Source organism: Luteibacter mycovicinus, from assembly GCF_000745235.1.
Lineage (GTDB): Bacteria > Pseudomonadota > Gammaproteobacteria > Xanthomonadales > Rhodanobacteraceae > Luteibacter > Luteibacter mycovicinus.
The window spans coordinates 1,154,443-1,180,690 of the sequence record NZ_JQNL01000001.1 but is presented as its reverse complement, the minus strand read 5'-3'; the positions used below and the strand labels follow the sequence as shown (position 1 = coordinate 1,180,690).

28 protein-coding genes and 1 tRNA gene are annotated in these 26,248 nt (G+C 65.3%); 16 read left to right on the top strand and 13 right to left on the bottom strand.

Features of this window, described 5'->3' with window-relative positions:
- Positions 1 to 150: 150 nt before the first annotated feature.
- The gene (locus FA85_RS20775; protein ID WP_051943365.1) at positions 151 to 1,404 is read left to right on the top strand and encodes an acyltransferase family protein; all 1,254 of its coding nucleotides are present in this window, start codon (positions 151 to 153) and stop codon (positions 1,402 to 1,404) included.
- Here FA85_RS20775 and FA85_RS05365 read toward each other — a convergent pair.
- From FA85_RS05365 to FA85_RS05355, 3 genes are read right to left on the bottom strand one after another with little or no spacing between them, the layout of a single operon-like run.
- Positions 1,390 to 2,283: an NAD(P)/FAD-dependent oxidoreductase gene (locus FA85_RS05365; RefSeq protein ID WP_036111100.1), complete on the bottom strand. Its 894-nt coding sequence runs from the start codon at positions 2,281 to 2,283 to the stop codon at positions 1,390 to 1,392. The genes FA85_RS20775 and FA85_RS05365 overlap by 15 nt on opposite strands.
- Positions 2,273 to 2,734, bottom strand: a complete 462-nt coding sequence (locus FA85_RS05360; protein WP_036111104.1) for an RrF2 family transcriptional regulator — start codon at positions 2,732 to 2,734, stop codon at positions 2,273 to 2,275. The genes FA85_RS05365 and FA85_RS05360 overlap by 11 nt, the downstream gene beginning before the upstream one ends.
- A gap of 49 nt (positions 2,735 to 2,783) precedes the next feature.
- Positions 2,784 to 3,617, bottom strand: a complete 834-nt coding sequence (locus FA85_RS05355; protein ID WP_036111106.1) for an endonuclease/exonuclease/phosphatase family protein — start codon at positions 3,615 to 3,617, stop codon at positions 2,784 to 2,786.
- Positions 3,618 to 3,785: 168 nt separating this feature from the next.
- On the opposite strand from FA85_RS05355, the gene FA85_RS05350 reads away from it, so the two are divergent.
- From FA85_RS05350 to FA85_RS05335, 4 genes are all read left to right on the top strand, one after another.
- A complete protein-coding gene (locus FA85_RS05350) occupies positions 3,786 to 4,268 on the top strand; it encodes a hypothetical protein (protein ID WP_036111110.1) in 483 nt (160 codons plus the stop codon).
- A gap of 357 nt (positions 4,269 to 4,625) precedes the next feature.
- Complete coding sequence (locus FA85_RS05345) at positions 4,626 to 7,688, top strand: TonB-dependent receptor (RefSeq protein WP_036111113.1); 3,063 nt, start codon at positions 4,626 to 4,628, stop codon at positions 7,686 to 7,688.
- Between the two features lie 723 nt (positions 7,689 to 8,411).
- Positions 8,412 to 9,377, top strand: coding sequence for an RHS repeat-associated core domain-containing protein (locus FA85_RS20770; RefSeq protein ID WP_051943367.1), 966 nt, complete (start codon positions 8,412 to 8,414; stop codon positions 9,375 to 9,377).
- A gap of 2 nt (positions 9,378 to 9,379) precedes the next feature.
- A complete protein-coding gene (locus FA85_RS05335; RefSeq protein WP_036111116.1) occupies positions 9,380 to 9,955 on the top strand; it encodes a hypothetical protein in 576 nt (191 codons plus the stop codon).
- 359 nt (positions 9,956 to 10,314) lie between these two features.
- Here the strand turns inward: FA85_RS05335 and FA85_RS05330 are convergent.
- The 5 genes from FA85_RS05330 to ftsY all read right to left on the bottom strand — a co-directional run bounded on the left by FA85_RS05330 (position 10,315) and on the right by ftsY (position 14,020).
- A tRNA-Phe gene (locus tag FA85_RS05330) sits at positions 10,315 to 10,390 on the bottom strand.
- Positions 10,391 to 10,456: 66 nt separating this feature from the next.
- Entirely contained in the window at positions 10,457 to 10,735 is a 279-nt protein-coding gene (locus FA85_RS05325) for an oxidative damage protection protein (protein ID WP_036111120.1), read from the bottom strand.
- Positions 10,732 to 11,778 carry an A/G-specific adenine glycosylase gene (gene mutY / locus FA85_RS05320; RefSeq protein ID WP_036111123.1) on the bottom strand — a complete coding sequence of 349 codons (1,047 nt, stop codon included), beginning with the start codon at positions 11,776 to 11,778 and terminating at the stop codon, positions 10,732 to 10,734. Before mutY ends, FA85_RS05325 begins: the two co-directional genes overlap by 4 nt.
- Positions 11,775 to 12,839 carry an AsmA family protein gene (locus FA85_RS22365; RefSeq protein ID WP_036111128.1) on the bottom strand — a complete coding sequence of 355 codons (1,065 nt, stop codon included), beginning with the start codon at positions 12,837 to 12,839 and terminating at the stop codon, positions 11,775 to 11,777. The genes mutY and FA85_RS22365 overlap by 4 nt, the downstream gene beginning before the upstream one ends.
- 29 nt (positions 12,840 to 12,868) lie before the next feature.
- Positions 12,869 to 14,020 (bottom strand): signal recognition particle-docking protein FtsY, encoded by a 1,152-nt coding sequence (gene ftsY, locus FA85_RS05310; protein WP_036111130.1) that lies wholly within the window; start codon positions 14,018 to 14,020, stop codon positions 12,869 to 12,871.
- Between the two features lie 64 nt (positions 14,021 to 14,084).
- Here ftsY and rsmD point away from each other — a divergent pair, with 64 nt between their 5' ends.
- From rsmD to FA85_RS05275, 7 genes are all read left to right on the top strand, one after another.
- A complete protein-coding gene (rsmD, locus tag FA85_RS05305; RefSeq protein WP_036111132.1) occupies positions 14,085 to 14,654 on the top strand; it encodes a 16S rRNA (guanine(966)-N(2))-methyltransferase RsmD in 570 nt (189 codons plus the stop codon).
- Positions 14,655 to 14,681: 27 nt separating this feature from the next.
- Positions 14,682 to 15,185 (top strand): pantetheine-phosphate adenylyltransferase, encoded by a 504-nt coding sequence (gene coaD, locus FA85_RS05300; protein WP_036111135.1) that lies wholly within the window; start codon positions 14,682 to 14,684, stop codon positions 15,183 to 15,185.
- Between the two features lie 17 nt (positions 15,186 to 15,202).
- Complete coding sequence (locus tag FA85_RS05295; protein WP_036111138.1) at positions 15,203 to 15,706, top strand: hypothetical protein; 504 nt, start codon at positions 15,203 to 15,205, stop codon at positions 15,704 to 15,706.
- Between the two features lie 74 nt (positions 15,707 to 15,780).
- Positions 15,781 to 16,038, top strand: a complete 258-nt coding sequence (locus FA85_RS05290; RefSeq protein WP_036111140.1) for a YfhL family 4Fe-4S dicluster ferredoxin — start codon at positions 15,781 to 15,783, stop codon at positions 16,036 to 16,038.
- Between the two features lie 63 nt (positions 16,039 to 16,101).
- Positions 16,102 to 17,802 carry a gamma-glutamyltransferase gene (gene ggt, locus FA85_RS05285; protein WP_036111143.1) on the top strand — a complete coding sequence of 567 codons (1,701 nt, stop codon included), beginning with the start codon at positions 16,102 to 16,104 and terminating at the stop codon, positions 17,800 to 17,802.
- A gap of 37 nt (positions 17,803 to 17,839) precedes the next feature.
- On the top strand, positions 17,840 to 18,883 hold the full coding sequence (locus FA85_RS05280) for a TMEM43 family protein (protein WP_239739761.1): 1,044 nt from the start codon (positions 17,840 to 17,842) through the stop codon (positions 18,881 to 18,883).
- Positions 18,884 to 18,899: 16 nt separating this feature from the next.
- A complete protein-coding gene (locus tag FA85_RS05275) occupies positions 18,900 to 19,310 on the top strand; it encodes an MAPEG family protein (protein WP_036111149.1) in 411 nt (136 codons plus the stop codon).
- A 12-nt stretch (positions 19,311 to 19,322) separates the two neighbouring features.
- Here FA85_RS05275 and FA85_RS05270 read toward each other — a convergent pair whose 3' ends face one another.
- The 5 genes from FA85_RS05270 to FA85_RS05250 all read right to left on the bottom strand — a co-directional run bounded on the left by FA85_RS05270 (position 19,323) and on the right by FA85_RS05250 (position 23,510).
- Positions 19,323 to 20,591, bottom strand: a complete 1,269-nt coding sequence (locus FA85_RS05270; protein ID WP_036111151.1) for an EAL and HDOD domain-containing protein — start codon at positions 20,589 to 20,591, stop codon at positions 19,323 to 19,325.
- A 53-nt stretch (positions 20,592 to 20,644) separates the two neighbouring features.
- Positions 20,645 to 21,088 carry a flagella synthesis protein FlgN gene (locus FA85_RS05265; RefSeq protein ID WP_036111154.1) on the bottom strand — a complete coding sequence of 148 codons (444 nt, stop codon included), beginning with the start codon at positions 21,086 to 21,088 and terminating at the stop codon, positions 20,645 to 20,647.
- Positions 21,085 to 21,399: a flagellar biosynthesis anti-sigma factor FlgM gene (flgM, locus tag FA85_RS20765; RefSeq protein WP_051943371.1), complete on the bottom strand. Its 315-nt coding sequence runs from the start codon at positions 21,397 to 21,399 to the stop codon at positions 21,085 to 21,087. The genes FA85_RS05265 and flgM overlap by 4 nt, the downstream gene beginning before the upstream one ends.
- Positions 21,400 to 21,501: 102 nt before the next feature.
- A complete protein-coding gene (flgA, locus tag FA85_RS05255) occupies positions 21,502 to 22,203 on the bottom strand; it encodes a flagellar basal body P-ring formation chaperone FlgA (protein ID WP_036111157.1) in 702 nt (233 codons plus the stop codon).
- Positions 22,200 to 23,510, bottom strand: a complete 1,311-nt coding sequence (locus FA85_RS05250) for a methyl-accepting chemotaxis protein (RefSeq protein ID WP_036111160.1) — start codon at positions 23,508 to 23,510, stop codon at positions 22,200 to 22,202. The genes flgA and FA85_RS05250 overlap by 4 nt, the downstream gene beginning before the upstream one ends.
- Positions 23,511 to 23,666: 156 nt before the next feature.
- Between FA85_RS05250 and FA85_RS05245 the strand changes: the two genes are divergently transcribed.
- The 4 genes from FA85_RS05245 to FA85_RS05230 all read left to right on the top strand — a co-directional run bounded on the left by FA85_RS05245 (position 23,667) and on the right by FA85_RS05230 (position 26,244).
- Positions 23,667 to 24,584, top strand: coding sequence for a chemotaxis protein (locus FA85_RS05245; protein ID WP_036117211.1), 918 nt, complete (start codon positions 23,667 to 23,669; stop codon positions 24,582 to 24,584).
- A gap of 173 nt (positions 24,585 to 24,757) precedes the next feature.
- On the top strand, positions 24,758 to 25,177 hold the full coding sequence (flgB, locus tag FA85_RS05240) for a flagellar basal body rod protein FlgB (RefSeq protein WP_036111161.1): 420 nt from the start codon (positions 24,758 to 24,760) through the stop codon (positions 25,175 to 25,177).
- Positions 25,174 to 25,587 (top strand): flagellar basal body rod protein FlgC, encoded by a 414-nt coding sequence (flgC, locus tag FA85_RS05235; protein ID WP_036111164.1) that lies wholly within the window; start codon positions 25,174 to 25,176, stop codon positions 25,585 to 25,587. Before flgB ends, flgC begins: the two co-directional genes overlap by 4 nt.
- Positions 25,588 to 25,596: 9 nt before the next feature.
- Complete coding sequence (locus tag FA85_RS05230; RefSeq protein ID WP_036111168.1) at positions 25,597 to 26,244, top strand: flagellar hook assembly protein FlgD; 648 nt, start codon at positions 25,597 to 25,599, stop codon at positions 26,242 to 26,244.
- Positions 26,245 to 26,248 lie beyond the last annotated feature (4 nt).

The window sequence follows — 26,248 nt, the reverse complement described above, 5'->3', positions numbered from 1 at the left end:
TCGATGGCCGATTCTTGCCGGGCGTCGGCCTGCTCCGCAAGTCCTCACGCGACCGTCATCTTCCCAAAGCCAGCCCGAACGGAAGAACCTGCGTTCACCGTACGGCCAACCGGGGCTTGTTTCCATGACCTTTTTGCAGCGGGAAGGTCGATGCGTAAAGACATCTCAGCCGACGGCCTGCGCGGTCTCGCCGCGGTGAACGTGCTCTTGTGCCATCTCTTCCTGGCTTTCCTGCCGGGCGGCTTCGCCTGGATCTACCCGGATACCACCACGCCGGACGCCATGCGTGGCGTGGTTGATCATGTGATCGCCTTCCAGCCGCTTTCGGTGCTTTGGAACGGCGAGTTCGCGGTATGCATCTTCTTCGTGCTCAGCGGGTATGTGCTGACCAAGTCCTTCATCGACACAGGCGATACAGGCTCGTTCCGGTTGCGCGCGTCGCGTCGCTACCTGCGCCTCGGCGTACCGATCTTCGGGTCGGTGATGTTCGCCTGGTTCGTCATGGCGATGGGGTGGAGTCACGCGGTTGAGGCGGGTCACCTGTCCGGTTCGACCTGGCTGGCTGATTTCTGGAAGAAGCCGCCGGACTTCATCGAGGCGCTGCGCGATGGTACGTACGGCACGATTCTCGGTGGATGGTCGCGTTTCAATCCGACCCTCTGGACGATGAAGATCGAGCTGCTCGGCTCGATGTTCGTCTTCGCCTATCGCTCATTGACGCTGCCGGGGCGTGCGGCGCCGCTCAACTTCGCGTTCGCGGTGGCGTTGCTCGCGTGGTTCTTTCCCCATGACTGGCCGTACTACACGGCGTTCCTTGCCGGCAGCCATGTTGGCGAGGCACGCCTCACGTCGTCGAAACCGCTGCTGGCCCTGGCCGTCGTCGGAGCGATTATCTGCGGTGGCTTCGACGTATCGCCCTGGTACGACTGGACGCACGCGCTGCCGCTTGCGGACAACGAGCGCAAAGCACTCTTCAACGTCGTCGGCGGGATTCTGTTGCTATACGTCGTCCGCTGCGGAAGCTTCGACCGTGTATTGCAGAGTCGGCCCGCGCAGTTCATGGGGCGCATCTCTTATGCGTTCTACCTTGTCCACCTGCCGATTCTGCTGAGCTTCTCGGCCTGGTTTTTCACCGTCATGGCGGGGCGGCTGGCCCTCGATCCGGTCACCGCGGCGATGCTCACCGTCCCGGCGACCTTCGCGGTCGTCATCGCCGTCGCGATGGTGTTCGATCGCACGTTCGATCGCTGGGGCATCCAGCTGGCAGGCCGCGTCTTTCGGGCACCGCGCTCGTCCGCGAAGACGGTGGCGCTTCGGAGTGTCGACGGTTTCCGCCGTCGCGTTCGCTACCACCGTCGTCGCGTGATTGAAAAAGACGTGTCGCGTCGCTCAGGCCATCAGTGACTGGTGCGCGCCGACGCCCGCGGTGACACCGGAGGCGACCGCAAAGCTGGCGTTGTGCATGGCGGTCGATACGTCGCCAGCGGAATAGACGCCCGGGACCGACGTCTGCTTCCACTCGTCGACGCGCACGTAAGGTCCGAGCGGGCCTTCCTCCGTCGCGCAGCCCAGTTGCTCGAACATCGGGCTCGACGGCCGCACGCGCGGTGCGACGAACAACGCCCCGATCGGCAGCCGTCTTCCGTCTGCCAGATCCACCGCGGTCAGGCCCGGCGCGTCCCCGTGCAGGGCGACGACGGGGCTGCGCTCGATCGTGACACCTCGCGCCTGCAGGCGAGTGAGCTGATCTTCGTCGGGCTCGAACTCGCCCTGGGTGAAGTACGTGGTGGGGCCCCAGTCGGGCAGCATGGCGGCTTGATGAGCGGACAGCGGCGACGTTGCCAATGAGCCGAGCAGGCGGTCGCTTACCTCATAGCCGTGGCAATAAGGGCAATGAATCACCGTGCTACCCCAGCGTTCCCACAAGCCCTTCAGCGGAGGCAGTTCATCGATGACGCCGGTGGCGAGGATCAGCCGCTTAGTCGTTTCGCAGGTCCCATCGGCAAGCGCGATCTCGAAGATGTCACCGATGCGCCTGGCGCTCACGACTTCGCCGTCGACGAAACCGGCCGTAGGGTAGGTCAGGAGCTGGCGCGTCGCCTCCTGAACGATGGCGCGCGGTGGCTTGCCATCGTGGCCGACGATACCGTGCGCGGCCTTTGCAAAACGGTTTCTTGGCTTTGCCGCGTCAATGACAAGTACCCGACGGCGTGCGCGTGCGAGCTGGATGGCAGCGGCTTGCCCCGCAAAGCTGCCGCCGATAACGATCACGTCATACGACATGGTGGTTGGCTCCGAATGAGTGGCCGGTGGCTTTGGCGATTCGCCGGACATCTTTTGCCAGGTCGGCCAGGGTGATCTTCGCCAGACGGGCTTCAACGACGCGCTCTGCTTCGAGCAACGCATCGTCGACCGCGTCGACTACCGCGCGTTCGACCAGGCAGCCGGGCGATTCCTCGCGGGCGGCGACGGCTACGATGTGGCCGCCGAGTGCCTGCTGTACGTCCATGAGCGAGACCTCGCGCGGTGCTCGCGCCAGCCGCCAGCCGCCACCGTGGCCTTTGTCCGACTGGACGATACCGGCTTCACGCAGGCCGGCGAAGCTTCGCCGGATGACGACGGGGTTGGTATCCACACACGCCGCCATTTCGGCGGACGTCATGGGCTCGCCGTCGCGCTCGACCATGTGCAGCAGGACGTGCAGGGCGACGGAAAGGCGCTCGTTTCGTTTCATGTAACAAAAACTATTACATGAAACGAAACGACGTCAAGTCGTGCCTAAGTCAGAGGGTGAAGTCGGCCTGCACAGGGAAGTGATCCGAGGGATAACGGCCGTCCTTCGACACCGTAATCGTCCGTACCGAGTTCGCCTCGACACCGCGATAAAGGATCCAGTCGATCCGCTTGGTCGCCTTGCCGGTGAAGTCGTGGAAGGTCTCGGCCGGACCCTCGTGCTTCGGCGCGGCGATCCATGCGTCCTTGAACGTGGCGGTCAGCGCCTTATGCGTTTCGCTGTCCGGGCCCGTGTTGAAGTCGCCGGTGAGAATGATGGGGACATTCGCCGGGAGCTTCGCGATCCACGCGGCGATCTCATGCGCGCTGCGCGAACGCGCATCTTCATCCTGATCGCGGTAAGGGAAGTGCGTGTCGAGCAGATAGAACCGCTTGTGATCGGAGGTCCGCTCGAAAAGCGCCCAGTTGACCATGCGCGGGAAGATATTGCCCCACGTGATACTGGCCACTTTGTCCGGGGTGTCGGAAAGCCAGAAGTCGCCCGATTCGACGATCTTCAGGCGATCCTTGCGATAGAAGATGCCCATGTGCTCGTCGCGATGATCGCCATAGCGATCGCGGCCGAACCACGTGTACTCCGGCAGGCGTTCGATCGTGTCGTCGCCTTGCGCCTTGTACAGCTCCTGGGTGCCGATCACATCGGGATGCAGCTGACGGATGGTGTCGGCGAAGAGGTCGCGGCGATGCGTCCAGCCATTGAGGCCATCGTTGCCGGTCATGGTGCGCACGTTGAAGGACATGACCTTGAGGTCTTCCGCCGTGGCGGGTGTGGCAAGGATGGCAGCGAGGCCGGCAATCAGCGCGAGTTGACGGAAACGAGGCATGGCGGGCGGGGTCCTTCGGTTCGGAATGAGCACCCGACTATAGCCACGTAAACACGTCATTGCCGTGACCGGGTCACAGGGTCGAGGCGCGACATTGCGTCGTGACGCAGCGGTGCCGGCAATGGGGCAAACTACAGCGTTGCCATCGACAGCCATCCGGAAACCGACATGACCGAGCTCGATCCCCAGACGGAGCCTTCGAAGGCGAACGGGCGCCGCACGGCACTCATCGTCATTCTGGTGGCGTTTGTGGCGTCGGCGACGACAGCGATCCTGGCGATCAGTGAATCGCACCGGGCCCGCAAATCCGATGCGGCGGCCCTCAGCGCCGATGTCAGCGATCTTCGCGGCATGGCCGCGGACTGGACCGCGCGCGTCGACGATCTCGAACACGCCTCCGTCGACGCACAGCCCGCTCGCCTCGAGGCGCTGAAGCCGCGTATCGACCAGCTTGCGTCGTGGAAGGCGCGTACCCCGTGCGGCCACGACGCCCGTGATGCACTCCGGGCGTCGGTCGACACGCGCGTGCTGTACCTGCGGCGCGTGCTGGCGAAGGAGACCGTACCGGAGGCGCGGATCGACGAGAGGCGCGCGCTCGAAGACAGCCTGAAGCGCTGTGCCAGCGAGCAGGGCGCTGACGTCAACATCTGAGGCGGGTGGGGACCAGAGGTGGGGAGGCAGGTTTCGCTTGCCAAGTCCTTGACCGGGTCCCGCTTTCGGAGAAATACCTGTCTAGGAATATTTCTTACGAAAAATCTCAAATTTTTGTTTGACAGGGCTGCTGCCAGTCCCTAAGTTCATACGTGCCTCATGTATGAAACACCGTCATCTCATCGGCGGCGAGGTGAACGCGTCGCACGGACTCGCGATGGGAAAGCTTAAAGTCGCGCCGGCTCGGGGGAGCATGCGCGACTGGCGGGACGTACCAGGTTTCTTTATTTGCGGGTTCGCGCGAAGCGCAACTTTTTAATGGCCCTTGCTAAGGGTCGTTTTTTCGGGGAGACACCAATGCAGCACCAGATCATCCGCCGTCGCGGAGGCCTTCGGCCGTCCGCGCTGGCGCTAGCGCTCGCCCTTGGCGTGGGTGCGACCGCACCGGCGTTTGCACAGTCCACGACCGGTGACATCTTCGGTCAGGTACCCGCGGCCGCAGGCGAAACCGTATCGGTCACCGGCAGCACGGGTTTTACACGCGAAGTGCCGGTCGACGCACAGGGCCGGTATCGCATCGGCAACCTTCCCCTCGGGTTGTACACCGTCAGCCTCAAGCGCGATGGCGCCGTCGTCGATTCGCGCAAAGATGTTGCGCTGAAGGTCGGTGGCGCCACCGATGTGTCGTTCCAGGCCCCGGCCACCGCAGCCAGCGCTCAGGCACTGGACTCGGTGACGGTAACGGCCAACAGCCTGCCGCCCATCGACACCACCGCGGTCGATTCGCGCACCGTCGTCACCGCGCAGACGCTGGCGCGTCTTCCGCTGGGACGCAATGCCGAGGCGATCGCCCTGCTGGCGCCGGGTGCCGTCCCGGGCTCGAGCAACCTGGGTAACGGTCGCTACCGCACCGTGTCGTTCGGCGGCTCCGGTGCCTCCGAGAACGCCTACTACGTCAACGGCTACAACTCGTCCGACCCGTACCGCAACCTTGGCGGCGTCGGTCTGCCGTACGGCGCGATCGATCAGCAGGAAGTCTATACGGGCGGTTACAGCGCCAAGTACGGTCGCTCGGATGGCGGCGTCATCAGCCAGGTCGGCAAGCGCGGTACCAACGACTGGCACTTCGGTGCACAGGTGCTGTGGGAGCCGAAGTTCGCCTCGTCGACGCCGGGCAGCATCTATTACTCGAACAAAGCCCTCCCGGCCGGTTACGGCTACGCCGACGACACCCTTCCGGGCTCGATCTACCGCAATCGTCAGGACAACACCAAGTGGACGACCACGTACAGCGCGTACGTCGGTGGTCCGCTGATCAAGGACAAGCTGTTCTTCTTCGTCGCCGCGGAAGCCGAGAAGTCCGAAGGCACGAGCACGGCGTCGGTCGAAGCCAACCCGGTGGCCAACAACCACTACACGTACAACCTGCCGAAGTACTACGCCAAGCTCGACTGGAACATCAACGACTCGAACATCCTCGAGTTGACGGGTATCCATTCCACCGATGAGCAGCGCGGCAAGTATTACGGCTACGACTACGACACGCGCACCGTGGGTGGCCCGCTCGGTTCGGATGCCGACACCAGCAAGATCACCACGAAGTACGCCATCGCCAAGTACACCAGCTACATCACCGACGACATCACGCTGACCGCGACCTACGGCAAGGGCTGGACCGACGACTATCTGCAGAACCCGACACCGGGCCTTGCGCAGCAGCCGTATATCGACAGCCCGTACCTGCAGAACCCGGCTCTGAACGGCGGCACGCCGATCACCAATCTCAACTCGTCGTCGACCGCGCAGGATCCGAACGCCGGCAGCAAGACGCACGGCCTTCGCCTCGACCTCGAGTGGCAGGTCGGCGATCACCACCTCGCCGGCGGTATCGACAACATGAGCTACGACGCGAGCAACGAAGGCTCGTCGACCAGCGGTCCGGGTTACTACCTGCGCTATCGCAAGGTGGCGGCTGGCAACGAGAACATTCCGATCAGCACGTCGCTCGGCGTCGGCGCTCCGGGTGGTGACGGCTACTACGTCACCCAGCGAGTGTTCAGCACCGTCACCAGCATGTCCGTGGACCAGAGGGCTCAGTACCTGGAAGACCGCTGGCAGGTGACCGACCGCTGGCTGCTTAGCCTCGGCGTACGCAACGACCGCTTCAAGAACTTCAACGACAAGAACCGTCCGTACGTCAACAATGCGGCGCAGTGGGCACCGCGTCTGGGCGCCAGCTGGGACGTCTACGGCGACTCGTCGCTGAAGCTGTACGCCAACTTCGGCCGCTACTACCTCGCGCTGCCGAACAACGTGGCCGTGCGCGGTGCCTCGCCCTCGACCTATACCGACATCTACTACACCTACACCGGCATCGATCAGCTCGGTCGTCCCACGGGTCTGACCGAGATCTCGCCGGGCGCCGTGTCGTCGGACGGCGAGTACGGTCAGGCGGTCGACCCGATCGCGGTCAGCGCGCGTGACCTGAAATCGCAGTATCAGGACGAAGGCATCATCGGCTTCGACAAGACCCTGGGTGACGGCTGGGTCACCGGTGCCAAGGTGACGTTGCGCAGGCTGCGTACCGCCATCGACGACGTCTGCGACACCGGCCTGCTGGCAGACAAGATCACCGCGCAGGGTGGCGATCCCAACTCCGTGGTCATTCCTGGCTGCGTGATCTTCAACCCGGGCTCATCCAACACCTTCAGCCTCGCCAACGTCGACGGTTCGGGTCGCACCGAAGTCAAGATGAGCAAGGACGACTGGGGCTTCTCCACCGGCGCCAAGCGTGCCTACTACGCGCTCGACATGTACCTGGAGCACCCGTTCGACGGTAAGTGGCAGGGGCGCCTGGACTACACGTTCTCGCGCAGCTACGGCAACACCGAAGGCCAGACCAAGTCCGACATCGGCCAGACCGATATCTCGAAGACGGAAGACTGGGATTCGGCTGAGCTGATGCGTTACGCCAATGGTCTGCTGTCGAATGACCGTACCCATCAGATCAAGGCTTACGGCGCGTATCAGCTGACGCCGGAATGGCTGGTCTCGGGCAACCTCCGTCTCGCCTCCGGTGCGCCGAAGTCGTGCCTCGGTTATGAAGACGGTGAGGAAGATCCGGATCCGATCGGCTACGGCTCGGCTTATCACAACTGCAACGGTCAGCCGTCGCATCCGGGTGAGAAGCGCAACCCGTGGTACCGCCAGGTCGATCTGGCCGTTACCTATCGTCCGGGCTACTTCGACGGCAAGATGGCTTTCGGCCTGAGCGTGTTCAACGTGACCAACGAACGCAAGCCGTTGAACAGCTTCTCCACGTACGAGTCGGCACCGACCACGGTCAACAACAACTACGACCTGGGTCAGTACTACCAGACGCCGCGCTATGCCCGCCTCACGGCGACATACGACTTCTGATCAGCGCCACTTCAGTGATCGCGTAACCAGACAAACGGTCCAGGGAAGGACCCGCTGCAAATCCTCGGATCGCCGCCCGCTCCCACGGGCGGCTTTTTTTGTTTGCGTTGGGTGGCGAAGGCGCGTGAGAGGGCGGCGCCATCACTGGTTCTCTGCCGCTCACGTGACGCCCGGTTGTTTAGAGCAAAGCGGCTCACGGCCGCTTCGAGGGCCGACGTTGGCGTGCCCAAGGAAAGCTCCTGTTCTCTTAGAGACTATCGTCGGTCTGCAGGCTCATAATGCACAAGCGCTCACCTCGGCCCCGCACTACATCACGGCCGGTAACGGTGAGCCAGACGTCGTTCCTGACGAAATTAACTCAATCGATGCCGCCGATCTCCGATGGTGTCGACTTCTCGACGAAGCCATGGGCCACCAGGTTTTGTCTACACCGTCACTGACGCCAACGGTCAGCTCATCGATGCCACACAGGGGCCGTCCTTCACGTCGGCCACGGCACTCAGCCCAATTCTTGTCCCGATGACGGCATCCATCGCGGGAGGCCACAGGCTCCCGGATGGGGACTACCGCGGCAGCTTAACCCTCACCGTCGATTTTTGATTCCCCACAGCCACCCAAGGAGGTATTCCGGCCCCGCGAGGGCCCCTTCCTGTAGGGGTTCGCCTACAGACGGGGCGTCGCGGCAGGGTGACAATCGGGCAACGCAATAATCAGGGGACGATGATGAAAGGCGCGTCCAGATTCCAACGCTGGTGGGGCACCCTCGCACTTATTTTTCTTATCGCCACCCAAGCCAATGCGGCAGGGCAAACCGAGACCGTAACTTACTACTACACCGACCCCAATGGTACGGTGCTTGCCACATCGGATGCGGCCGGAAATGTCGCCCGCGCGATCGATTACCGCCCCTACGGCACGCAGGCGCTCGGGACTCCTTCACCGGGTCCTGGTTACACGGGCCACGTTAATGACCCGGATTCCGGGCTTGTCTACATGCAAGCCCGGTACTACGACCCGTCCATTGGGCGGTTTCTGAGTACGGACCCGGCGAGAACCGGTGAAGGCAGCCTCGACCAGTTCAACCGCTTCGCTTATGCCAAAAACAATCCGGTATCAAACATTGACCCGGACGGCCGACAGACGGTGCCGAGGGATGCGTATTCGCAATATTGGTCCTCCGCACCAGCGAATGACCTGTTTACGCAGCAAAATGGCAACGCCGCGTTTGTCGTGTCGATGATAACGCAGTCGGATGTTTTGGATGTTGCGCCAGCCGGAAGCGGAAGCGGTGCAGTCGCCTCCAGCGGGTTCCCCGGAGAATTCCTTGCTGCCGGGGCGCTGACGAGGGGAGCCGGCATGCTGGCGTCTGCGACGCGGAGCGCGTTGGCAGGTGGGTCGGAAGTGGCAGCCCTTCCGCGCATGAGGCTGACGGACGTCACAGCAAAGGGGGCCCGCATGCAAAACTACGCGATGAACTGGACGAAGGGGCAATTCGAGGGCCATTTGCAGGCCAACGGATATACTTCCAGGGCCGCTGGTCCCGTGACATTGTGGTCGGACAGGAGCGGGGTCAAAGTTTTCACAACGCGCGACTTTTCAAAGAGCGGTGGTCCCACGGGCGAGCTCTTTCACAGCGGACAGGACTCTCCCGTCGCAAAATTTCGTTTCGATCAAAACCCGGGGCCGTGACGATGCTCAAACCGTTGGTAATGAGGGATCCAGAATTGTTGGGCTGGACGACCTTGTCAGGGGACGACCCGGAGCAGCCATTTGAGCGCACGGTGGGGCGCGCGTGCCACTATTTTTCTTTTTCCGACTACACGTCGCTTTTTTTGCCGGAAACCATTCGGGAAGCATGCGACTGGTCGACAAGGTATGACGCTCGGCCGTTCGCTATGTTCTTCACGATTCCCGACGCCAACGACTGCTCGGATTGGGGTGTGTCTTTCAGCGGGCTCGTGGCAACAGGGGCCGACAAAGGAGATGGTATAGAGTCGTTTCTGATGCAAACCGGTCACACCGGGCCATCCCTGTCTTTGTACGACATCTCTCATCGTTTCATTATCGTGCCCGATGACCGCTCCTGGTTGTGGATGGGCGACAGGGATGCGGACCTTGCCATTTTCGGTTTCACCTTGGAAGCGGAGCAGCAGCGGTTCGCGTCTACGGCCGGGTTTCAGATGTTTGCATCGGTCGACGAGGCGGCTTCCCATGCAAAGTCTTTCATGAATTATTCGTTGGATAAGACGAGCCTTTTACAGCGTTGAGACCGATCGCTTCGGCCGGATGGCGATCCGATCATCGGTCCGAATTGGCAAACCTTCCGCGTAAAGTGAAAAAGAAGGCCCCACTCGGAGCCTGCTTCCCGGCCTTCCCACAGGCCTGCCCGCCTTGCGCAGGAGTGACGGGCTACGAGGGCAGGATTGCGCTGGGCGATGACCAAAGAGGCGCACTGGCGGGCGTCCGGAAAAGGGCTGGGCGTCCAGTCGGGCGCACATGCCGCCGAGGGAGGCGGCGTCTTCGACCAGCAGCCAGCGCACCGTGTCGTCCCACGCGGCGCCTGCGGCCGCAGAGCGGCCATAAACGAAAAAGGCCACCCGGAAGGTGGCCTAAGTCACTGAATAAATGGTGGCTCGGGACGGAATCGAACCGCCGACACGGGGATTTTCAATCCCCTGCTCTACCAACTGAGCTACCGAGCCACAGGTGCCTGCAACGATCGTTGCGGCGAGTGGAGCCGCGTATTAAATCGGGTGCGGGCTCCGGCGTCAAGCCTCTTGTTCAGGCGGGACGTAACCGGCGGGCTGAACCACATCGCCGCCGAAGAAATACTTCTCCATTTCGCCGCTGAGGAACGTGCGCGTCTTCGGGTCGAGGGGCGACAGGCGCATCTCGTTGATCAGCATGGTCTGGTGGGACAGCCACTGGGCCCACGCTTCTTTCGAGACGCTGTCGTAGACGCGTTTGCCCAGGTCGCCGGGCCAGGGGGCGAAGTCGAGGCCTTCGGCGTCGCGGCCGAGCTTTACGCAGTGGACCATGCGCGTCATGGGGATATCTCCGGAAGGTTGTCGAGCAGCGTGCGGACGGGCGCCGGCAGGCCGAGCGTGGTGAGCTCGTCGCGTGCGCACCAGCGCTGATCGTCGCGATCTGCGACGGCCGTCAGCGGGGCCGCATGGTCGAACAGGATGGGCGAAACGTCCAGCCGGTAGTGGCTGAAGACGTGGGTAAAGGCGGGCAGGGGATCGGCGGAGCCGACGCGTGCCAGACTGAGCGCGACCGTGGGTGCGGCGTCAACATCGGGTGCCTCGGGCAGACTCCACAGGCCGGACCACACGCCCTGCGGGCCACGCTTCTCCAGCAGCACCCGGCCCTGCGCGTCGCGCAACAACAGCATCGCTAGGGCGCGCGTGGGTACCTTTTTGCCGGGCTTGGCGGTGGGCAGTACGGCGGTCAGTCCGTCACGATGCGCGACGCAGGTGGCCGCCTGCGGGCAGAGCATGCAGGCCGGCTTGCTGCGCACACAGACGGTGGCGCCGAGATCCATGATCGCCTGCGTGTAGTCGGCGGTACGGGTCGCCGGTGTGTGCTCATCCGCATGAATCCACAGGCGCTTCTCGACCGCGCTTTCGCCCGGGTGCCCGGCGATGCCGTGATAGCGGGTCAGCACGCGCTTGACGTTGCCATCGAGGATGGGGAAGCGCAGCCCATAGGCCTGCGCCAGGATCGCGCCGGCGGTGGAGCGGCCGATGCCGGGCAGGGCGATCAGCGCATCGAGATCGCGCGGCAGCTCACCGGCGTGACGTTCGACGCACAGCTGCGCGGCACGGTGCAGAAACCGTGCTCGCCGGTAGTAGCCGAGCCCCGACCAGAGTGCGAGGACGGTGTCCTCGTCGGCTTCGGCAAGTGAGGTCAGCGTAGGCAGCCGCTCGACGAACCGCTGGAAGTAACCGATGACGGTGATCACCTGGGTCTGCTGCAGCATGATCTCGGACAGCCACACGCGGTAAGCATCGCGCGGATGCTGCCAGGGCAGGTCCTTGCGCCCGTGGTGGTCGTACCAGCGCAGCAGTTCACGGGCGAACGGATTCACGGCGTGAGCCCGGTGGCCGGGCGCGAAGCGGTGCTCGCTGACGCTGGCGCGGTTGCCGGCGTGACGTCCGGCGTCGCGCGGATACGCAAGCCCTTGATGTGCACGCTGTCGGTGTCGACGGCCGCCGCGTCGACGCTGCCAAGCAGGGGCGGAAGCGTCGGTGCGCCGCCCGCGTTGATGCCGCTCCACCATTCGGCCACGGCCAGCGGTGGCACGCGCAGGTCGGCATGGTCGGTCGGACCGTCGAGCTTCAGCGCGACGAACAGGGGATCCTGCTGATTCGCGGGTGTGACGTTGAGGACCACGTCGAAGGGCGACGCATCGTGCCGCGTCATGCGCCCGGCCAGCGAGGCACCGACGTCGGCACCGCCGCGCCAGGTGGCTTCGCCGCGCAGGCTCGCGGCGAAGCGATCCTGGCTGGCGAGATCGAGCGTGAGCTCGTTGAGCGTGAGCACGCCACGCGAAAGGACCGGGCGAGTGCGAAGCGTCATCGAGTACGGCTTTTCGCTGGACGATGCCGCGAGTCTGAGGTCGAACACACGGCCATCGGCCAGGCGGCCCGCATCGATGTCCACGTTGGACAGGAGAAGACGGTTGCCCCGGGTCAGCGTGCCACGGGTGACGCGGAACCCCGCGTCGATACCCGGCAGGATCGCGCCCGCGGTCGACGGTCGCGACGGGAGCGTGTCGATGTACGCGGACACGGCGTCCATGTCGATGCGCGCGCCTTCCACTTCGAGTCGCGACACCGTGGTGTCCTGACCGAGCAATGTGCGCCACGGCAGCACCAGCTTGCCGCGCGAAGCGACGATCAGAGGTGTGCCCGAGCCACGGGCGCGCAAGGTCAGTCCCTCGAGCTCGAGCGCCGGCTTGGGCCAGAGCGTCGGACTGGCCGGGCTGGCCAGCCCGAGGTCGAGACCCGCCTCCTCGGCACGCGATTGCAGCATCGCCGTGAATCGCTCCGGCTGCAGAACCACATAAGTGGCGACCAGTGCCGCGACGAGGATGCCCATGAGCAGCCCGCCGACGGCGAGCAATCCGATGCGTAGTCGCCGGTTCACGGCAGCGACCTGTCAGGCATGCGCGTCACTCAGCCGCCAAGGTTGGCAGGGAGCAGGCCGTCCACGAAAGCGGCGGCGTCGAACACGCGCAGATCGGTCGCGGTTTCGCCCAGTCCGACGTAGCGGATCGGCAGGCTGAACTCGCGGGCGAGAGCGAACATCACGCCGCCCTTGGCGGTACCGTCGAGCTTGGTCACCACGAGTCCCGTGACACCCGCCGTATCGCGGAACTGGCGGAGCTGGCTGATGGCGTTCTGACCGGTGGTGCCGTCGATCACCATGAGGACTTCATGTGGCGCAGCGGCGTCGAGCTTCTTCATAACGCGGACGATCTTGCCCAGTTCATCCATCAGCCCGCCCTGCGTGTGCAGACGACCGGCGGTGTCGGCGATAAGCACCTGCGTGCCGCGCGAGCGCGCCGCCTGCAGGGCATCGAAGATGACGCTGGCGGAGTCGGCGTCCTGGCCCTGCGAGACGACCGGGACCTTGTTGCGCTCGCCCCAGGTTTTCAGCTGTTCGACGGCGGCGGCGCGGAAGGTGTCGCCCGCCGCGAGCATTACGCCGCGGCCTTCGTCGACGTAGCGGCGCGCGAGCTTGCCGATGGTCGTGGTCTTGCCCACACCGTTGATGCCGACGGTGAGGATGACGAACGGGCTGTGCGTCGAGACGTCGAGCGGCTTTTCCACCGGCTTGAGCAGCGCGACCAGTTCGTCGCGCAGCACCTTGAGCATCGCGCCGGCGTCGGCGAACTCGCGCTTGTGCATGCGTTTGCGCAGGCCCTCGACCAGCTGGGTGCTGGCTTCGACGCCGACATCGGCGGTGATCAGGGCGGTTTCCAGCTCGTCGAGCAGGTCGTCGTCGAGCTTGGGGTGGCGGACAAACAGCGCGCCCAGGCTCCTGGCGAAACCACTGCCGGACAGCCGGTCGCGCCAGCTGCGCTTTGCGGACGCCTCGGGCGCGGGTGTGGCCTCATGCGCGGCCTCGGCCACGAGGGTGTCTTCCGCCTCGGGCTCGACCTCGGGAGCCTCGGGCTCGGGGGCTGACGTTTCCGCCAGTGCCTCGGCGACCAGGCTGCCCAGGTCGGTGGCGGCTGGGTCGGCGGCGCGATCGACGCGCTCGTCCGTAACCGGGGCCTCGGTCGTCGCCGGTTCGGCGGGCTTCTTCTTCCAGAACTTGAGCATTGCGGGAGGGATTCAAAGACAATAGGCGAATGCTAGCACTCCCGCCCACACTGGCCGCTGAGCGATGACCGCCTCCGGCCGCATCCGCGTCATCGGCGGAAACCTGCGCAACTCCCGGCTCGACGTGCCCGATCTGCCGGGGCTGCGGCCCACGGCCGAGCGCGTGCGGGAAACCCTGTTCAACTGGCTGCAGCCGGTGGTGGCGGGCTCCCGCTGCCTCGACGCCTTCGCCGGCACCGGTGCCCTCGGCATCGAGGCCCTGTCGCGCGGCGCGGGCAGCGTCACCTTCGTCGAGCGGGAGCCCCCGCTGGCGGCGGCGCTCAAGGCGAACCTGTCGCGGCTGAAGACCGACGGAGAGGTGGTCGGCGATGACGCGGCTCGCTGGCTGAAGGGGTCCGGCAAGCCGTTCGATCTGGTTTTTCTCGATCCGCCTTTCGCGCTGGATGCCTGGGCCGGGATCGCCGCACAGCTCGAAAGCGGGGGCTGGCTGACGCCGACGGCCTGGATCTACGTGGAGTCGCCGCGTGGCGCGGTCTTCACCTTGCCTCCGACCTGGCTCGCGCACCGGCAGGGACAGGCGGGAGAGGTGACGTACACCCTCTATCGCCGCGCCCCGGCCGATCCGCTAAGCTAGCCCGCGTTTTCCCTGACCCCAGTGTCCATGACTCATCCGCCGGCCAATCCCCGACTTGCCGTTTATCCGGGCACGTTCGATCCCATCACGAACGGTCACGCCGACCTCGTGTCGCGTGCCGCGCCGCTGTTCGACCGGATCGTGGTCGCGGTGGCGGAGAGTCGTAACAAGGGCCCCGGTTTCAGCCTGGGCGAGCGCATCGCGCTGGCCCGTCTGGCGCTGGCCGACCTGCCGAACGTGGAGGTGCGCGGTTTCGACTGCCTGCTCGCCCACTTCGTGACGGAAATCGGCGCGGGTGTGATCCTTCGCGGTCTGCGCGCCGTGTCGGACTTCGAATACGAATTCCAGCTCGCCAGCATGAACCGTCACCTGATTCCTCAGGCCGAGACGCTGTTCCTGACCCCGGCGGAGCAATACAGCTTTATCTCTTCCTCGCTCGTGCGTGAAATCGGTCGCCTGGGTGGCGATATCTCCGGCTTCGTGCATCCGGCGGTGCAGCAGGCCATGCGCCAACGCTGGCGCAACTCTTGAAATCAAAGGTGATCATCATGCGTAAGTTCGTCCTCGCCGCGTCCGTGGCCCTGACCGCCGCCCTGGCCCTCTCGGCCTGCAACAAGTCCGAAGATGCCGATCAGGCCGCCACGACGCAGGAAGCTGCCGTCGCCAAGCCGTCCAACCCGACCGACACCAAGGCCTGGAGCCAGTATTTCGGCCAGATCGTGCGGAAGAACATGCAGGGCATGACGGCTGACCGTCCGTTCCCGTACTTCGTTCCGGCCGGTGACGACCAGAACGGCCAGGACGGTCGCGCGCGTCAGCTCGAGAACGTGCAGGGCACCGTCGCCCGCGGCGTCACGCCGGGCAACATGCTCGTCTTCGGTGGCCCGGAGTCGGCCAAGACCGCCGACCTCATCGTCGAAGCCTTCAAGAGCGCCAACGCGGGTTCGTTCAAGGGCGTGATCATCCTGTTCATCGGCGACCAGGCCGATCAGCAGCGCGTCACCGACGCCCTGACGCCGACCGGCGCCACGGTCCGCTTCGTCGCGATGTAATCGTTTCGGACGCGAATCGCGTAAACGAAGGGCGCCTCAGGGCGCCCTTCTCGTAAACGCGCTAAAATGCGCGCATGTCCCTGATCATCCTCGACACCTGTGTCAACTGCGACGTCTGCGAACCGGTGTGCCCGAACAAGGCCATTTCGCTCGGCGAGCAGTACTACGTGATCGATCCCGCCCTGTGCACCGAGTGTGTCGGCCATTTCGACAACCCGCAGTGCGTGGAGGTCTGCCCGGTGGAGTGCATCCCGCACGATCCCGACCGCGTGGAAACGCACGATCAGCTGATGCTGAAGTACGAGCATCTGATGGCCCGCGCGGCCTCGTAAGCGCCTCGCGCGCGTCCATGGGTTAATCTCGCGGGTAGCGATATTCCCACCCGGAGAAATTTCATGGTCCATGCCCCGTCGTGGCGCGTGCTCGCCGCGAGCCTTGTCGTTGTCTTCAGTGCCGGCGCGCTCAACGCGCAGAACGCCCCGGCCGCTTCCGGTGGCCCCGGACACGCCGCCATCGCCAGTGCCAATTTCATGGCGACCAACGCGGGCTTCGAGGTCCTGGGCAAGGGCGGTAACGCTTTCGACGCCGCGGTGGCCGTGTCGTCCACGCTCGCCGTGGTCGAGCAGCAGAGTTCAGGCATCGGCGGTGGCTTCATGGCCCTGCTGCATCGTGCATCGGACAACCGCGATGTCTTCATCGACGCGCGCGAAACCGCGCCGAAGGCCGTCGACATGAAGGTCTACGTCGGCAAGGACGGCAAGCCCAACCGCGACACGTCGACCAACGGCCCGCTCTCGTCCGGCATTCCCGGCGAGCCCGCCGGTATCGTCTGGATGGCGGAGCATTACGGCAAACTGCCTTTGTCGGTATCGCTGGCGCCTGCCATCCGCATCGCGAAAGAGGGCTTTCAGCCCGATTCGCGGTTTCTCGGCACCATCGAGGATCGCAAGGACGTGCTGGCGCGCTATCCCGCCTCGTCGGCCATCTTCCTGCCCGGCGGCAAGGTCCCGTCTCCCGGTTGGACGCTGCGCCAGCCCGACCTGGCGAAGACGCTGGAACGCATCGCCGCCAGGGGCCACGACGGCTTTTACAAAGGCGAGACCGCGAAGCTGATGGTTTCGGCATCGCGTGCCGCCGGCGGTAACTGGACCGCGGCCGATCTGGATGGCTACAAGGTCAAGGAGCGCGAGCCGCTCAGCGTCGACTACAAGGGCTATCGCATCGTTACCGCGCCACCGCCATCGTCGGGAGGTGTCGCGATCGCCGAGGTGCTGAACATCCTCTCCGGCTTCGACCTGAGCAAGGCGGACCTGGCTCATTCGACGCATCTCACCATCGAGGCCATGCGTCGGGCGTTCCGCGATCACAACGAATACCTGGGTGACCCGGACTTCGTGAAGATGCCGCTCGACATGCTTCTGTCGAAGTACTACGCGGACGGCCTGCGCGCGACGATCTCACCCGACAAGGCCACCCCGTCGGATCTGCTGCCCACCTCGATGGCGCCCGAGCCGGGCATGCACACCACGCATTTCTCGGTGATCGACGCGGACGGCAACATGGTGGCGTCCACCCTGACGGTGAACCTCGAGTTCGGTTCGGCCTTCGTGGCGAAGGGTACCGGCGTAGTGCTCAACGACGAGATGGATGACTTCGCCCTGGTGCCGGGACAGCCGAATGCGTTTGGCCTGCGTGGGGCGCTGGCCAATGCGCCGGAGCCGGGCAAGCGCATGCTTTCATCGATGTCGCCGAGCTTCGTGTTCGGTGCGGATCGCACGGCGGTGCTCGGTTCGCCGGGTGGTTCGACCATCATCACGCAGGTGCTCGAGGGCATCCTCGCCTTTATCGATGGCAAGAGCGCCTCGGAAATCACCGCGCAGAAGCGTTACCACCACCAGTACCTGCCGGACCGCGTCGACGTGGAAGCCGGCGTCTTCGACGATGCCACGGCCAGGGCGCTGACCGACATGGGCCACGTGTTGAAGAATCGCTCGCCGTGGGGTTTCATGAACGTCGTCACCTGGGATCACCGTACCGGTAAGCTTGACGCCGCCAGCGATCCGCGTCGTCCGTCCGGTCTCGGCAAGGTGCAGTAAGTTGCGTTACGGGGGCAGGATGAGGTCGAAGCAAAAAGTGAAACACACCGGGATGGCCTGGGGAACGCGTCTGTCCGGTGCGGTCCTGCTTCTGGTCGGGCTCGGCCTGATCGCCTGGAACGAGCGCCGTGTGATGGATTACGGCGCCGCCCTGGCGCGTCACGGTGGCTCACCTGTGCTCGATCTCGGCGCCGAAGGCCGGCCCGCGGCGGGCCAGTTCGGTGCACTGACCCGCGTCAGTGGCATGCCGAAGATCATGGATGCGCCGCGCGACCGCGAATTCAACGTCCGCGCCGACTCGCCCGTCCTCATTCGCCATGTCGAGATGTACCAGTGGCGCGAGATCACCGTGGGCGGCAACACGCACTATGAGGTGGACTGGGTCGACCGGCCGATCGATGCGACGAATTTCGCCAGGCCCGCGGGCCACGTGAACCCGGGTGCGTTCCCGATCCAGGGACGGCAGTTCGAGGCCGGCGAGGTCAAGCTCGGTAACTTCAAGCTGTCGGCACCCATCCTGCGCGCGTTCCCGGGGCAGGTCGACGTCACGCCGGACGAAAAAGCGTTGCCCTCCAATTTCGCGGCGACCTTCCAGCGTGTCGGCGACGCGCTGGTGACCAGTGCGAAGCCGTCCAATCCGCGCCTGGGCGACCTCCGCATCACATGGCAGGCCGTGCCGTTGCAGGCGATGACCGTACTTGCCCGGATCGAGGGCGACACGCTGGTGCCGGGCACGCCCGCGCGCGAGGGCGACGCCGGTTTCGATGTGCAGGTAGGCGACCGTAGCTTGCTGGACGTCATGCCCGCGCTCCCCGAACCTCCGGGCGCGGTGTTGCCGGTGCGCATCGCGGCGTTCCTTGCCGCTTCGCTGGGTGCGCTTTTGCTCGCCTGGACCAGCCGCCTGCGGCGCGACGTTCTCTTCGCCGCCGGCACCGGCGCGGTCATCATCGCGGCGGTCGCCGGGGCGATGTGGATGGCTGGCGACGCGATGGCGGCAAGCGTATGGTTGCTCGTCGCTGTGCTGGGGGCAGGCCTGGCCATCTGGCGCGTGCAGCAACGAACTTCATCGGCATCGAACTGAAGCGGGAAATCGCGCCATGCGTATTACTGGACTATATGCGGCCCTCGTCGCGCTGCTGATGATCTTCCTCGGCGCGCGCGTGATGCTCTTACGTCGTCGTACGAGCATCGGACTGGGCGACGGCGGCAACCGTGCCGTGGCCTGCGCCGCGCGGGCACACGGTAACGCGACGGAGTACGTGCCGATCGCGTTGATCCTGCTGCTGATACTGGAACTCAATCAGACGTTGCCGATGCTGCTACACGTGTTCGGCATCGTGCTGGTGATCGCGCGCGTGCTGCATGCGATCGGGCTGTCGAAGACACCCGGGACATCGCCCGGGCGTCTTTTCGGCGCCGGGCTGACCTTGCTGGTGATCGCCGCGATGGCGGCGATGCTCATCTGGCAATACGTGGTGATTCACGTGATCGCGCCCTCGCTGGTCTGAGGGCGGGCTGGCTCAGGCCGCGGCGGACCCATCGGCGAAGGCGTAGACGTGATCGGCCCAGCTCGTGGCTTCGACGTACATCGTGGCCATGGTCGCCATGTGCTGGTCGTGCAGCGCGTTATCGCTTTCCACTTCGCCCTGTTCCCAGTGGCGCACCTGATCCAGGATGCCGGCGAACGGACCGGTTCCGTCGAGCAGCGCTTCGCGGATTTCGATAGCCAGGGGCAGATGCTCGAGCACGTACGCCATCGACACGTTCATCAGCGTGTCCAGTAGCGAGAACAGGCCGGCGGTGAACGCCATCTCCTGCAACTCCGGCTTGATGCTGCGCGCAAGCTTCTCGCACATGTGCGCACGGACCAGCGCAAGACGCAGCAGTTCCGGCGGACGCTCATCCATGCCCGATACGGCCATGGTGAAGATCCAGTTGCGCATGCGGTTGACGCCGAAGAACACCGCGGCCTGTTCCACCGACTTCAGCTGGCGGGGCAGGGCGAAATAAGCGGAATTCACGCAACCCAGCAGCTTGTAGCTGAGGATGGCGTCGTCGCGGACGATCTTGCCGAGTTCGACGGGGCCGTTTTCCGGATCCTGCAGCGCGCCCATCAGGCGCAGCACGCCGAGTTTGCTGGGGGTGAGTCGCGGCATGTCGACGCGCTCGGGGCGGAGCAGATATTTACCCTGGAAGCCGTCGACGTCCTGATCGGCGTAATCCACGAAGGTTTCGTGGGTATCGATGCCGGTGACGATGACTTTGACCCCGAACGCCTGGACGTAGTCCATGTGAGCGCGGGCGGCGACCGGATGGCGATGATCGACGGCGACCTTGGCGAACTGGACGATGCGCAGCAAGGCGTCGACGCCGGCGCGGTGTTCCGGATCGGCGGGGAGGTTGAAGTCTTCGAGCATGAACAGGCAGCCGTGGCTCTTGAGCTCACGCAGCTTGACCAGCAGTTGTTCATCGCTGCCCACGTCGGCGCTGATGCTCGCGCCCAGGCGCGCGTTGTGACGCAGGATGTCGGCATGTTCGAGCAGCAGCTCGCGCGACATGTGCAGGAAGGCACGGTTGTCGCGCACGAGGCGCTTGAGGCTGCCATCCGCGATCGCGCTGAGCGTGGCCTGCGTATGCGCCACGGCGGCCGCTTCGATATCGGTACCGACCGGCCGCGGAAAAATCAGTTCGTAAGCGAACAGCGACTGTTTCTTGTCGAGGATGGGGACGCGGACGATGGGGAGGATGCCGTCGTCGTTCACCGCTGTCGGCTGGGGGGATGCTGCCATTGCTTTCTCTTACGCCGTCTGGGTGAGCCTGCAGTATCGCGTGTTCCGTTGCGTCAGACCTGTGCAAGCGTCCCGGAACGGAGTCTTACTTTTGAAACGCCGTTCGGTCCGTAAGTGGAGCCGCCCGGCGCATCGCCCGAAAGGAGCGAGAGCGCGTGACGCACATGATTCATGCGCTGCGCCACGATGCGCCCGTTGACGTCGTTGAGCCGACGGCATTCGAGCAGGCGCTCGATGGTCGGCGACCAGCGTTCGTCCTGCAGGCTGTCGACGCCCGCGGCATCGCTGAGCTGACGGCGCTCGACATCGAGTTTCTCGATGCGGTCGAGCAGTCTGCTCTTGGTCCGGCCTGCGACTTCCAGTGCGGGCATGTTCGCCTGATCGAGCGCCATGCGCTCGTCGATCAGGCTGGCGTGCAGCGCATCGACGTCACGGGCGAGGTCGCCCATGACGGCGCCGAGCGCCGCGTCGAAGTCGGAGGCGGATGCCGCGGTCATGCGCTGCCTGCGCCTCCGAGCTGGCTTTCCATCGAAAGAAATTTGCTGGCGATCGCCTGCGAGTCCGGCTTGTAGGTACCGGACTCGATGTCCGTACGCAGCTTCTCGAGCTTCGCGGCGCGGCCGGGATCGTCGGCGCGGCTGGCGGCGTCGAGCGCCTTGGCCGAGTCGGTGATATTGACGCTGTCGTCGCTGGCGCGGACCGGGCTGGCGGTCTGCGTCGAGGCGGTCGAACCGGCGGCCGTGTTCTGGGTGCGAAGCTGCACCGGCGGCTGCTGGTTCGGAATACCGGGCTTGATGGTCGTGGTCATGATCTTTCCTCGGATCTGATGTCCTTCAGAATCCTTATCGGCGGTCCATCGGGGAACTTTAACTGGCGCGGCGCCAGAAATGTGACGCGATTGGTATTTCGTTCACGGAAGCACCGCGACGACCCCCGGCCCGCGTACCACGGCGTCCAGCACCTTCCCGGAAGACGCATTGCGGACCTTGAGGCGTGATCCCATGTCACCGGCGCCCATGGCCACCCCGTCCGCACGGATGACCACGCCGTCGACGCTGGCTTCCATGCTCACGGCATCGCCGATGCGCACGGCCTGTCGCCCGGCGAGCATGCCTGGGGTGAGTACGGTACCTGCGTTGAGCGGCCGGGCCAGCGCACGGCCTCCGACCTGGTCCAGGGCGGCGATGTAGCCGTAGGCGAGGGTGGCGACGTCGCGTTCTTCCGTGTGGACATCCGCGGGGCCGAGGCCGTCGCCGCGAGTCAGCGGCCGGCTGGTGACCAGCACGGGCGCGAAGAGCTGGACCTTGACCGGTACCCGCACCGTCCAGCCCCCCGGCATGGGGCAATGGACCGTCACGCTGACGCGCGCGCCCAGAGCCCGGTTACCCGGCAACGACGCGTCGAGTGGCGCGGCACAGTCGGCCAGCTTCAGGCGGCTGTCGAGCGGCACGGCCTCGAGCACCATGCGGGAGCCCGGCGGGGCGCGGTTCGCCCGCAACCAGTTCACCGCGGCGTCGCGCACCCCGTCGACGGACTGCGTGGCCGCCGCCGGAAGCGGGCAGCCGAGCAGGGCCGCGAGGGCGAGTCCGCCAGCGACGAACCGGTGAATCATGCAGCGCGCTCCGCGAGGGACGCCGAGAGGCCCTGCGTGACGGCGTCGAGTTCCTTGTTGAGCCCAGGGACCATGTGGCTGGCGTCGGCGTGACGGCCTTCGCCAAGGGTGATGGCATACGTCGAGGCCAGCGCGGTGAAACGCTCGCCCGCCGCGCGGATACCGTCGGCGGCCGCATCGGGGCGGCGTTCGCGGAACTGGTCGATGCAGCGCATGAGTGGCGTCGTGTCGAGCCAGCGGCGATCGAGGCTGGCCGGATCGCGCGACGCCAGTTCGACGGCGTAGCGCAGGCCCTGGCAAGCTTCGCGGATCATCTGGCTGAGGCTGGCCGCGTCGAGCGCGCCCTCGGTCTCCAGGCGCGCCAGGCTGAGGCGGTGAGCGAGCACGGCGGCGCGCGCGGCGGCATCGGCCTGGCGGCGCGATTCATTGCCGATGCGGCCGAGCGAGGTCTGCGTGGTCTGGATCGCGGTGATCCGACCGGCCAGCGCGGTCATGCCTTCGCGTGCCGCGTCGAGGCTGCCGCGGGCGCCGCGCACGGCGTCATCCACGCGACCCAGCGATGCCTGCATACCGGCGATGCCGGACTGGGTCTGGTCGAGGCGACGCAGGCTGTTCTGCACGGCGTCGTCGAGCTGGCCCGAGAATTCACCGACCGTCTGCGTGACCTGGTCGATTTCCGCGGTGGCCTGGGTGGTCTTCTCGGCCAGCTGCTTCACTTCGTCGGCGACGACGGCGAAACCGCGACCGGCTTCACCGGCGCGCGCGGCTTCGATCGCGGCGTTGAGCGCGACGAGGTTGGTCTGATGGGCGATATCCTGCACGGCCGCGGTGAGCTTGCGGATCGCCGTGAAATATTCGGAGAACTGAGCGTGGTTGCGGCTCATGCCCGAGAGGGCGCTGCGCAGGAGGCGCAGCTGGCCGTCGAGGTCGCCCGCGGTCGCCTGGCCCTGACTGCCGGATTCAGCCATGCCGGTGACGCTGCCGTGGGCATGGTCGATCGCCGTCGAGATCCTGGCGCTGGCTTCCGTCAATCGACCGGCGGTATCGCGCGCGCCTTCGAGGTTGCCGACCAGTTCCTGCAGGCTGACGCCGAGCGCCTGCGCATTGGTCAGGACCATGCCTTGCTGCTCGATGGCCTGGATCGTCGTCGCCGGTGCGGTGCGCGGCGCCTCCGCAGGCTTGAGCAGTGCGCCCAGGGCGCTGGCGGCCGCCGGGTACTGCGCGGAGAGGGCGCGGACTCGTGCGGCGTCACCGGTGGCGGCGGCGCTGGCGAGAAGGCGTACGTGCTGGCTCCAGAGGAGGGTCATGATTTCGCTTTCGCTTGTTCGGATGGTCGCCCCTAGTAATCGTCCAGGAGCCGTCGTTCTTGAGCCAAGCAATCCGTGTGCCAGTCGGGTACCTCAAGGTATGGGTGACCGCGCCGATACGTTCCGCGACACCTTATGCAGATGCCCAGGCACGACATGGCCCGCCCGTTGCTCGACACCGTGGAAACCTTTACCCGCCTGGCGGGACACAACCGCGTGGCCATGCTGCTGTTCCGTCTCGGCGACCGCCAGGCGTTCGGCATCAATGTCTTCAAGGTACGTGAGGTGCTCCGCCGGCCGCGTCTGGAGCGTATGCCCAGCATGCACGCGCTGGTGTCGGGCAGCTTCGACTACCGGGGCAGCACCATCCCCGTGATCGACCTGGCCGCCGCCATGGGCTACCCGCCGCTGGCCACCGTGGACAGCGCGCACCTCATCGTGACCGAGTTCAACCGCTCCGTGCAGGGTTTCCTGGTATCCGACGTGGATCGGATCGTCCACGTCGACGGCACGAATATGGCCGCGCCGCCGCCGGCGCTCGGCTATGGGGCGCGGGTCAACGCCGTGACGCGTCTCGACGGCGACCTGCTCGCCGTGGTCGACGTCGAGCAGGTGCTGGCCCATGTGGATCCCCGGGCGGTGGAGCTGTCCGACCGCGTGCAGCAGGCCGCCCATGTCCAGCACGCCGGCAGTCGCCGTGTCCTCGTGGTGGACGACTCGCTGGTCGCCCGCACGCAGATCGTCGACCTGTTCCGCAAGATGGACCTGGAATGTGTCGTGGCCAAAGACGGCAAGGAAGGCCTTGAAAAGCTGCGCGAACTCGCGGCGGGTCCGGTCGCCGACCGGGTCGCCCTGGTCGTGTCCGATATCGAGATGCCGCTGATGGACGGTTACGCGTTGACGCGTGCCATCCGTGAAGAGGCCGGCCTGCGTCATCACAAGGTCCTGCTGCACAGCTCGCTGAGCGGTGTGTTCAACGAGGCGATGGTCGAGCGCGTAGGCGCCGACCGGTTCATCGCCAAGTTCCAGCCCGACGTGCTTGCCACGGCGGTGCTCGAGCTGCTCCCGGCCTGACGTCGCCCTGACGCGGCACCCCGGCAGGCGCGTCGGAATTCCGGCGCTGGCGGCTTGGGGATCATCGCAAAACCTTGCAAACGGCGCTGCGGCGCCGTTTCGTCGTTAGTCCCCAGCCGTGGCACGGCTCTTGCTCAACCCCTCGGGCCAAGGTCACGAGAGGGGACGAGCCCATGATCGATTCATCCGACAAGCTGTTCGGCGTACACGCCCAGGCCCTTGGCCTGTGGCAGCGCCGTGCCGAGGTCATTTCATCCAACCTCGCCAACGCCGACACCCCGGGCTTCCTCGCCCGCGACCTCGATTTCAAGAAAGCGATGACCGCCGCGACCGGGGCCACCGATGGCCACACCTTGCAGATGGCGTCGACCGAAGACGGTCACATCGGCGGCAACCCCGCCGTGGCGCTCGACCAGGCCAACAAGCTGGCCTACCGCGCCGAGACCCAGCCGACCATGGACGGCAACACCGTCGACACCCAGGTCGAGCAGTCGCAGTTCGCCGCCAACGCGATCCATTACCAGGCATCGCTCAGCTTCATCAACGCGCAGATCCACACCATGCGCCTCGCCATCACCGGGACCGCCTCATGAGTCTCCTGAAGATTTTCGACGTCGCCGGTTCCGGCATGGCCGCGCAGTCCGCGCGACTGAACACCACCGCCAGCAACATGGCCAACGCGGACAGCCTGTCCAGCAGCGAGGCCACCGCCTACCGCGCCAGGCAGCCGACCTTCGCGGCCGTGCAGCAGCAGGTGGACGGCCAGATGGAAAACGGCGGTGTCCGCGCGCTCGGCGTGACCGAGAGCCAGGCACCGATCCAGTCGCGTTACGAGCCGGCCAATCCGCTCGCCGACACGAACGGCTACGTCTATTCGAGCAACGTCAATCCGGTCGACGAGCTGGTCAACATGATCTCCGCGTCGCGCTCCTACCAGAACAACGTCGAAGTCATGAACAGCGCCAAGCAGCTCATGCAGAAGACGCTGGACCTCGGCAAATAAGGCACTCCCATGGTCGCTTCCGTCAGCACTACCAGTTCCACGTCCTCGACGTCTTCCAGCAGCCAGCTGAAGGAACAGACCCTCAGCCAGTCGGATTTCCTGAAACTCATGGTCACCCAGATGACCAACCAGGACCCGACCAAGCCGATGGATTCCACCCAGATGGTGGCGCAGATGGCGCAGTTTTCTCAGGTGGCCGCGACGCAGGAGCTGCAGAGCTCGTTCGACACGCTGGCGACCAACCTCACCGGCGATCAGTTCGTCCGTGCCGCCAGTCTGGTCGGCCAGGAGGTGCTCGTGCCGTCCACCGCGGGACAGCTGACCAACAGCGAGATGGATGGCGCCGTCAACGTCGGTACTTCCGGCACCTACGTCAACGTGCAGATCAAGGACGCCTCCGGCAACGTCGTTCGCACGATTTCCCTGGGCCAGCCCGATGCGGGCCTCACCAAGTTTTCCTGGGACGGTAAATCCGACGACGGCACGCAGCTGACCGACGGTGTCTACCAGATGACCGCTACTTCCGGCGGCAACGCGATCGATACGTTCGTTCGCGGAAAGGTGGAAGGCGTCGGTGCCTCGGGCACGGACGGAACCTATGTGCAGGTGGCCGGCTACGGCGGCGCCCTGCTGAGCCAGATCGCGCAAATCATGTAATTCC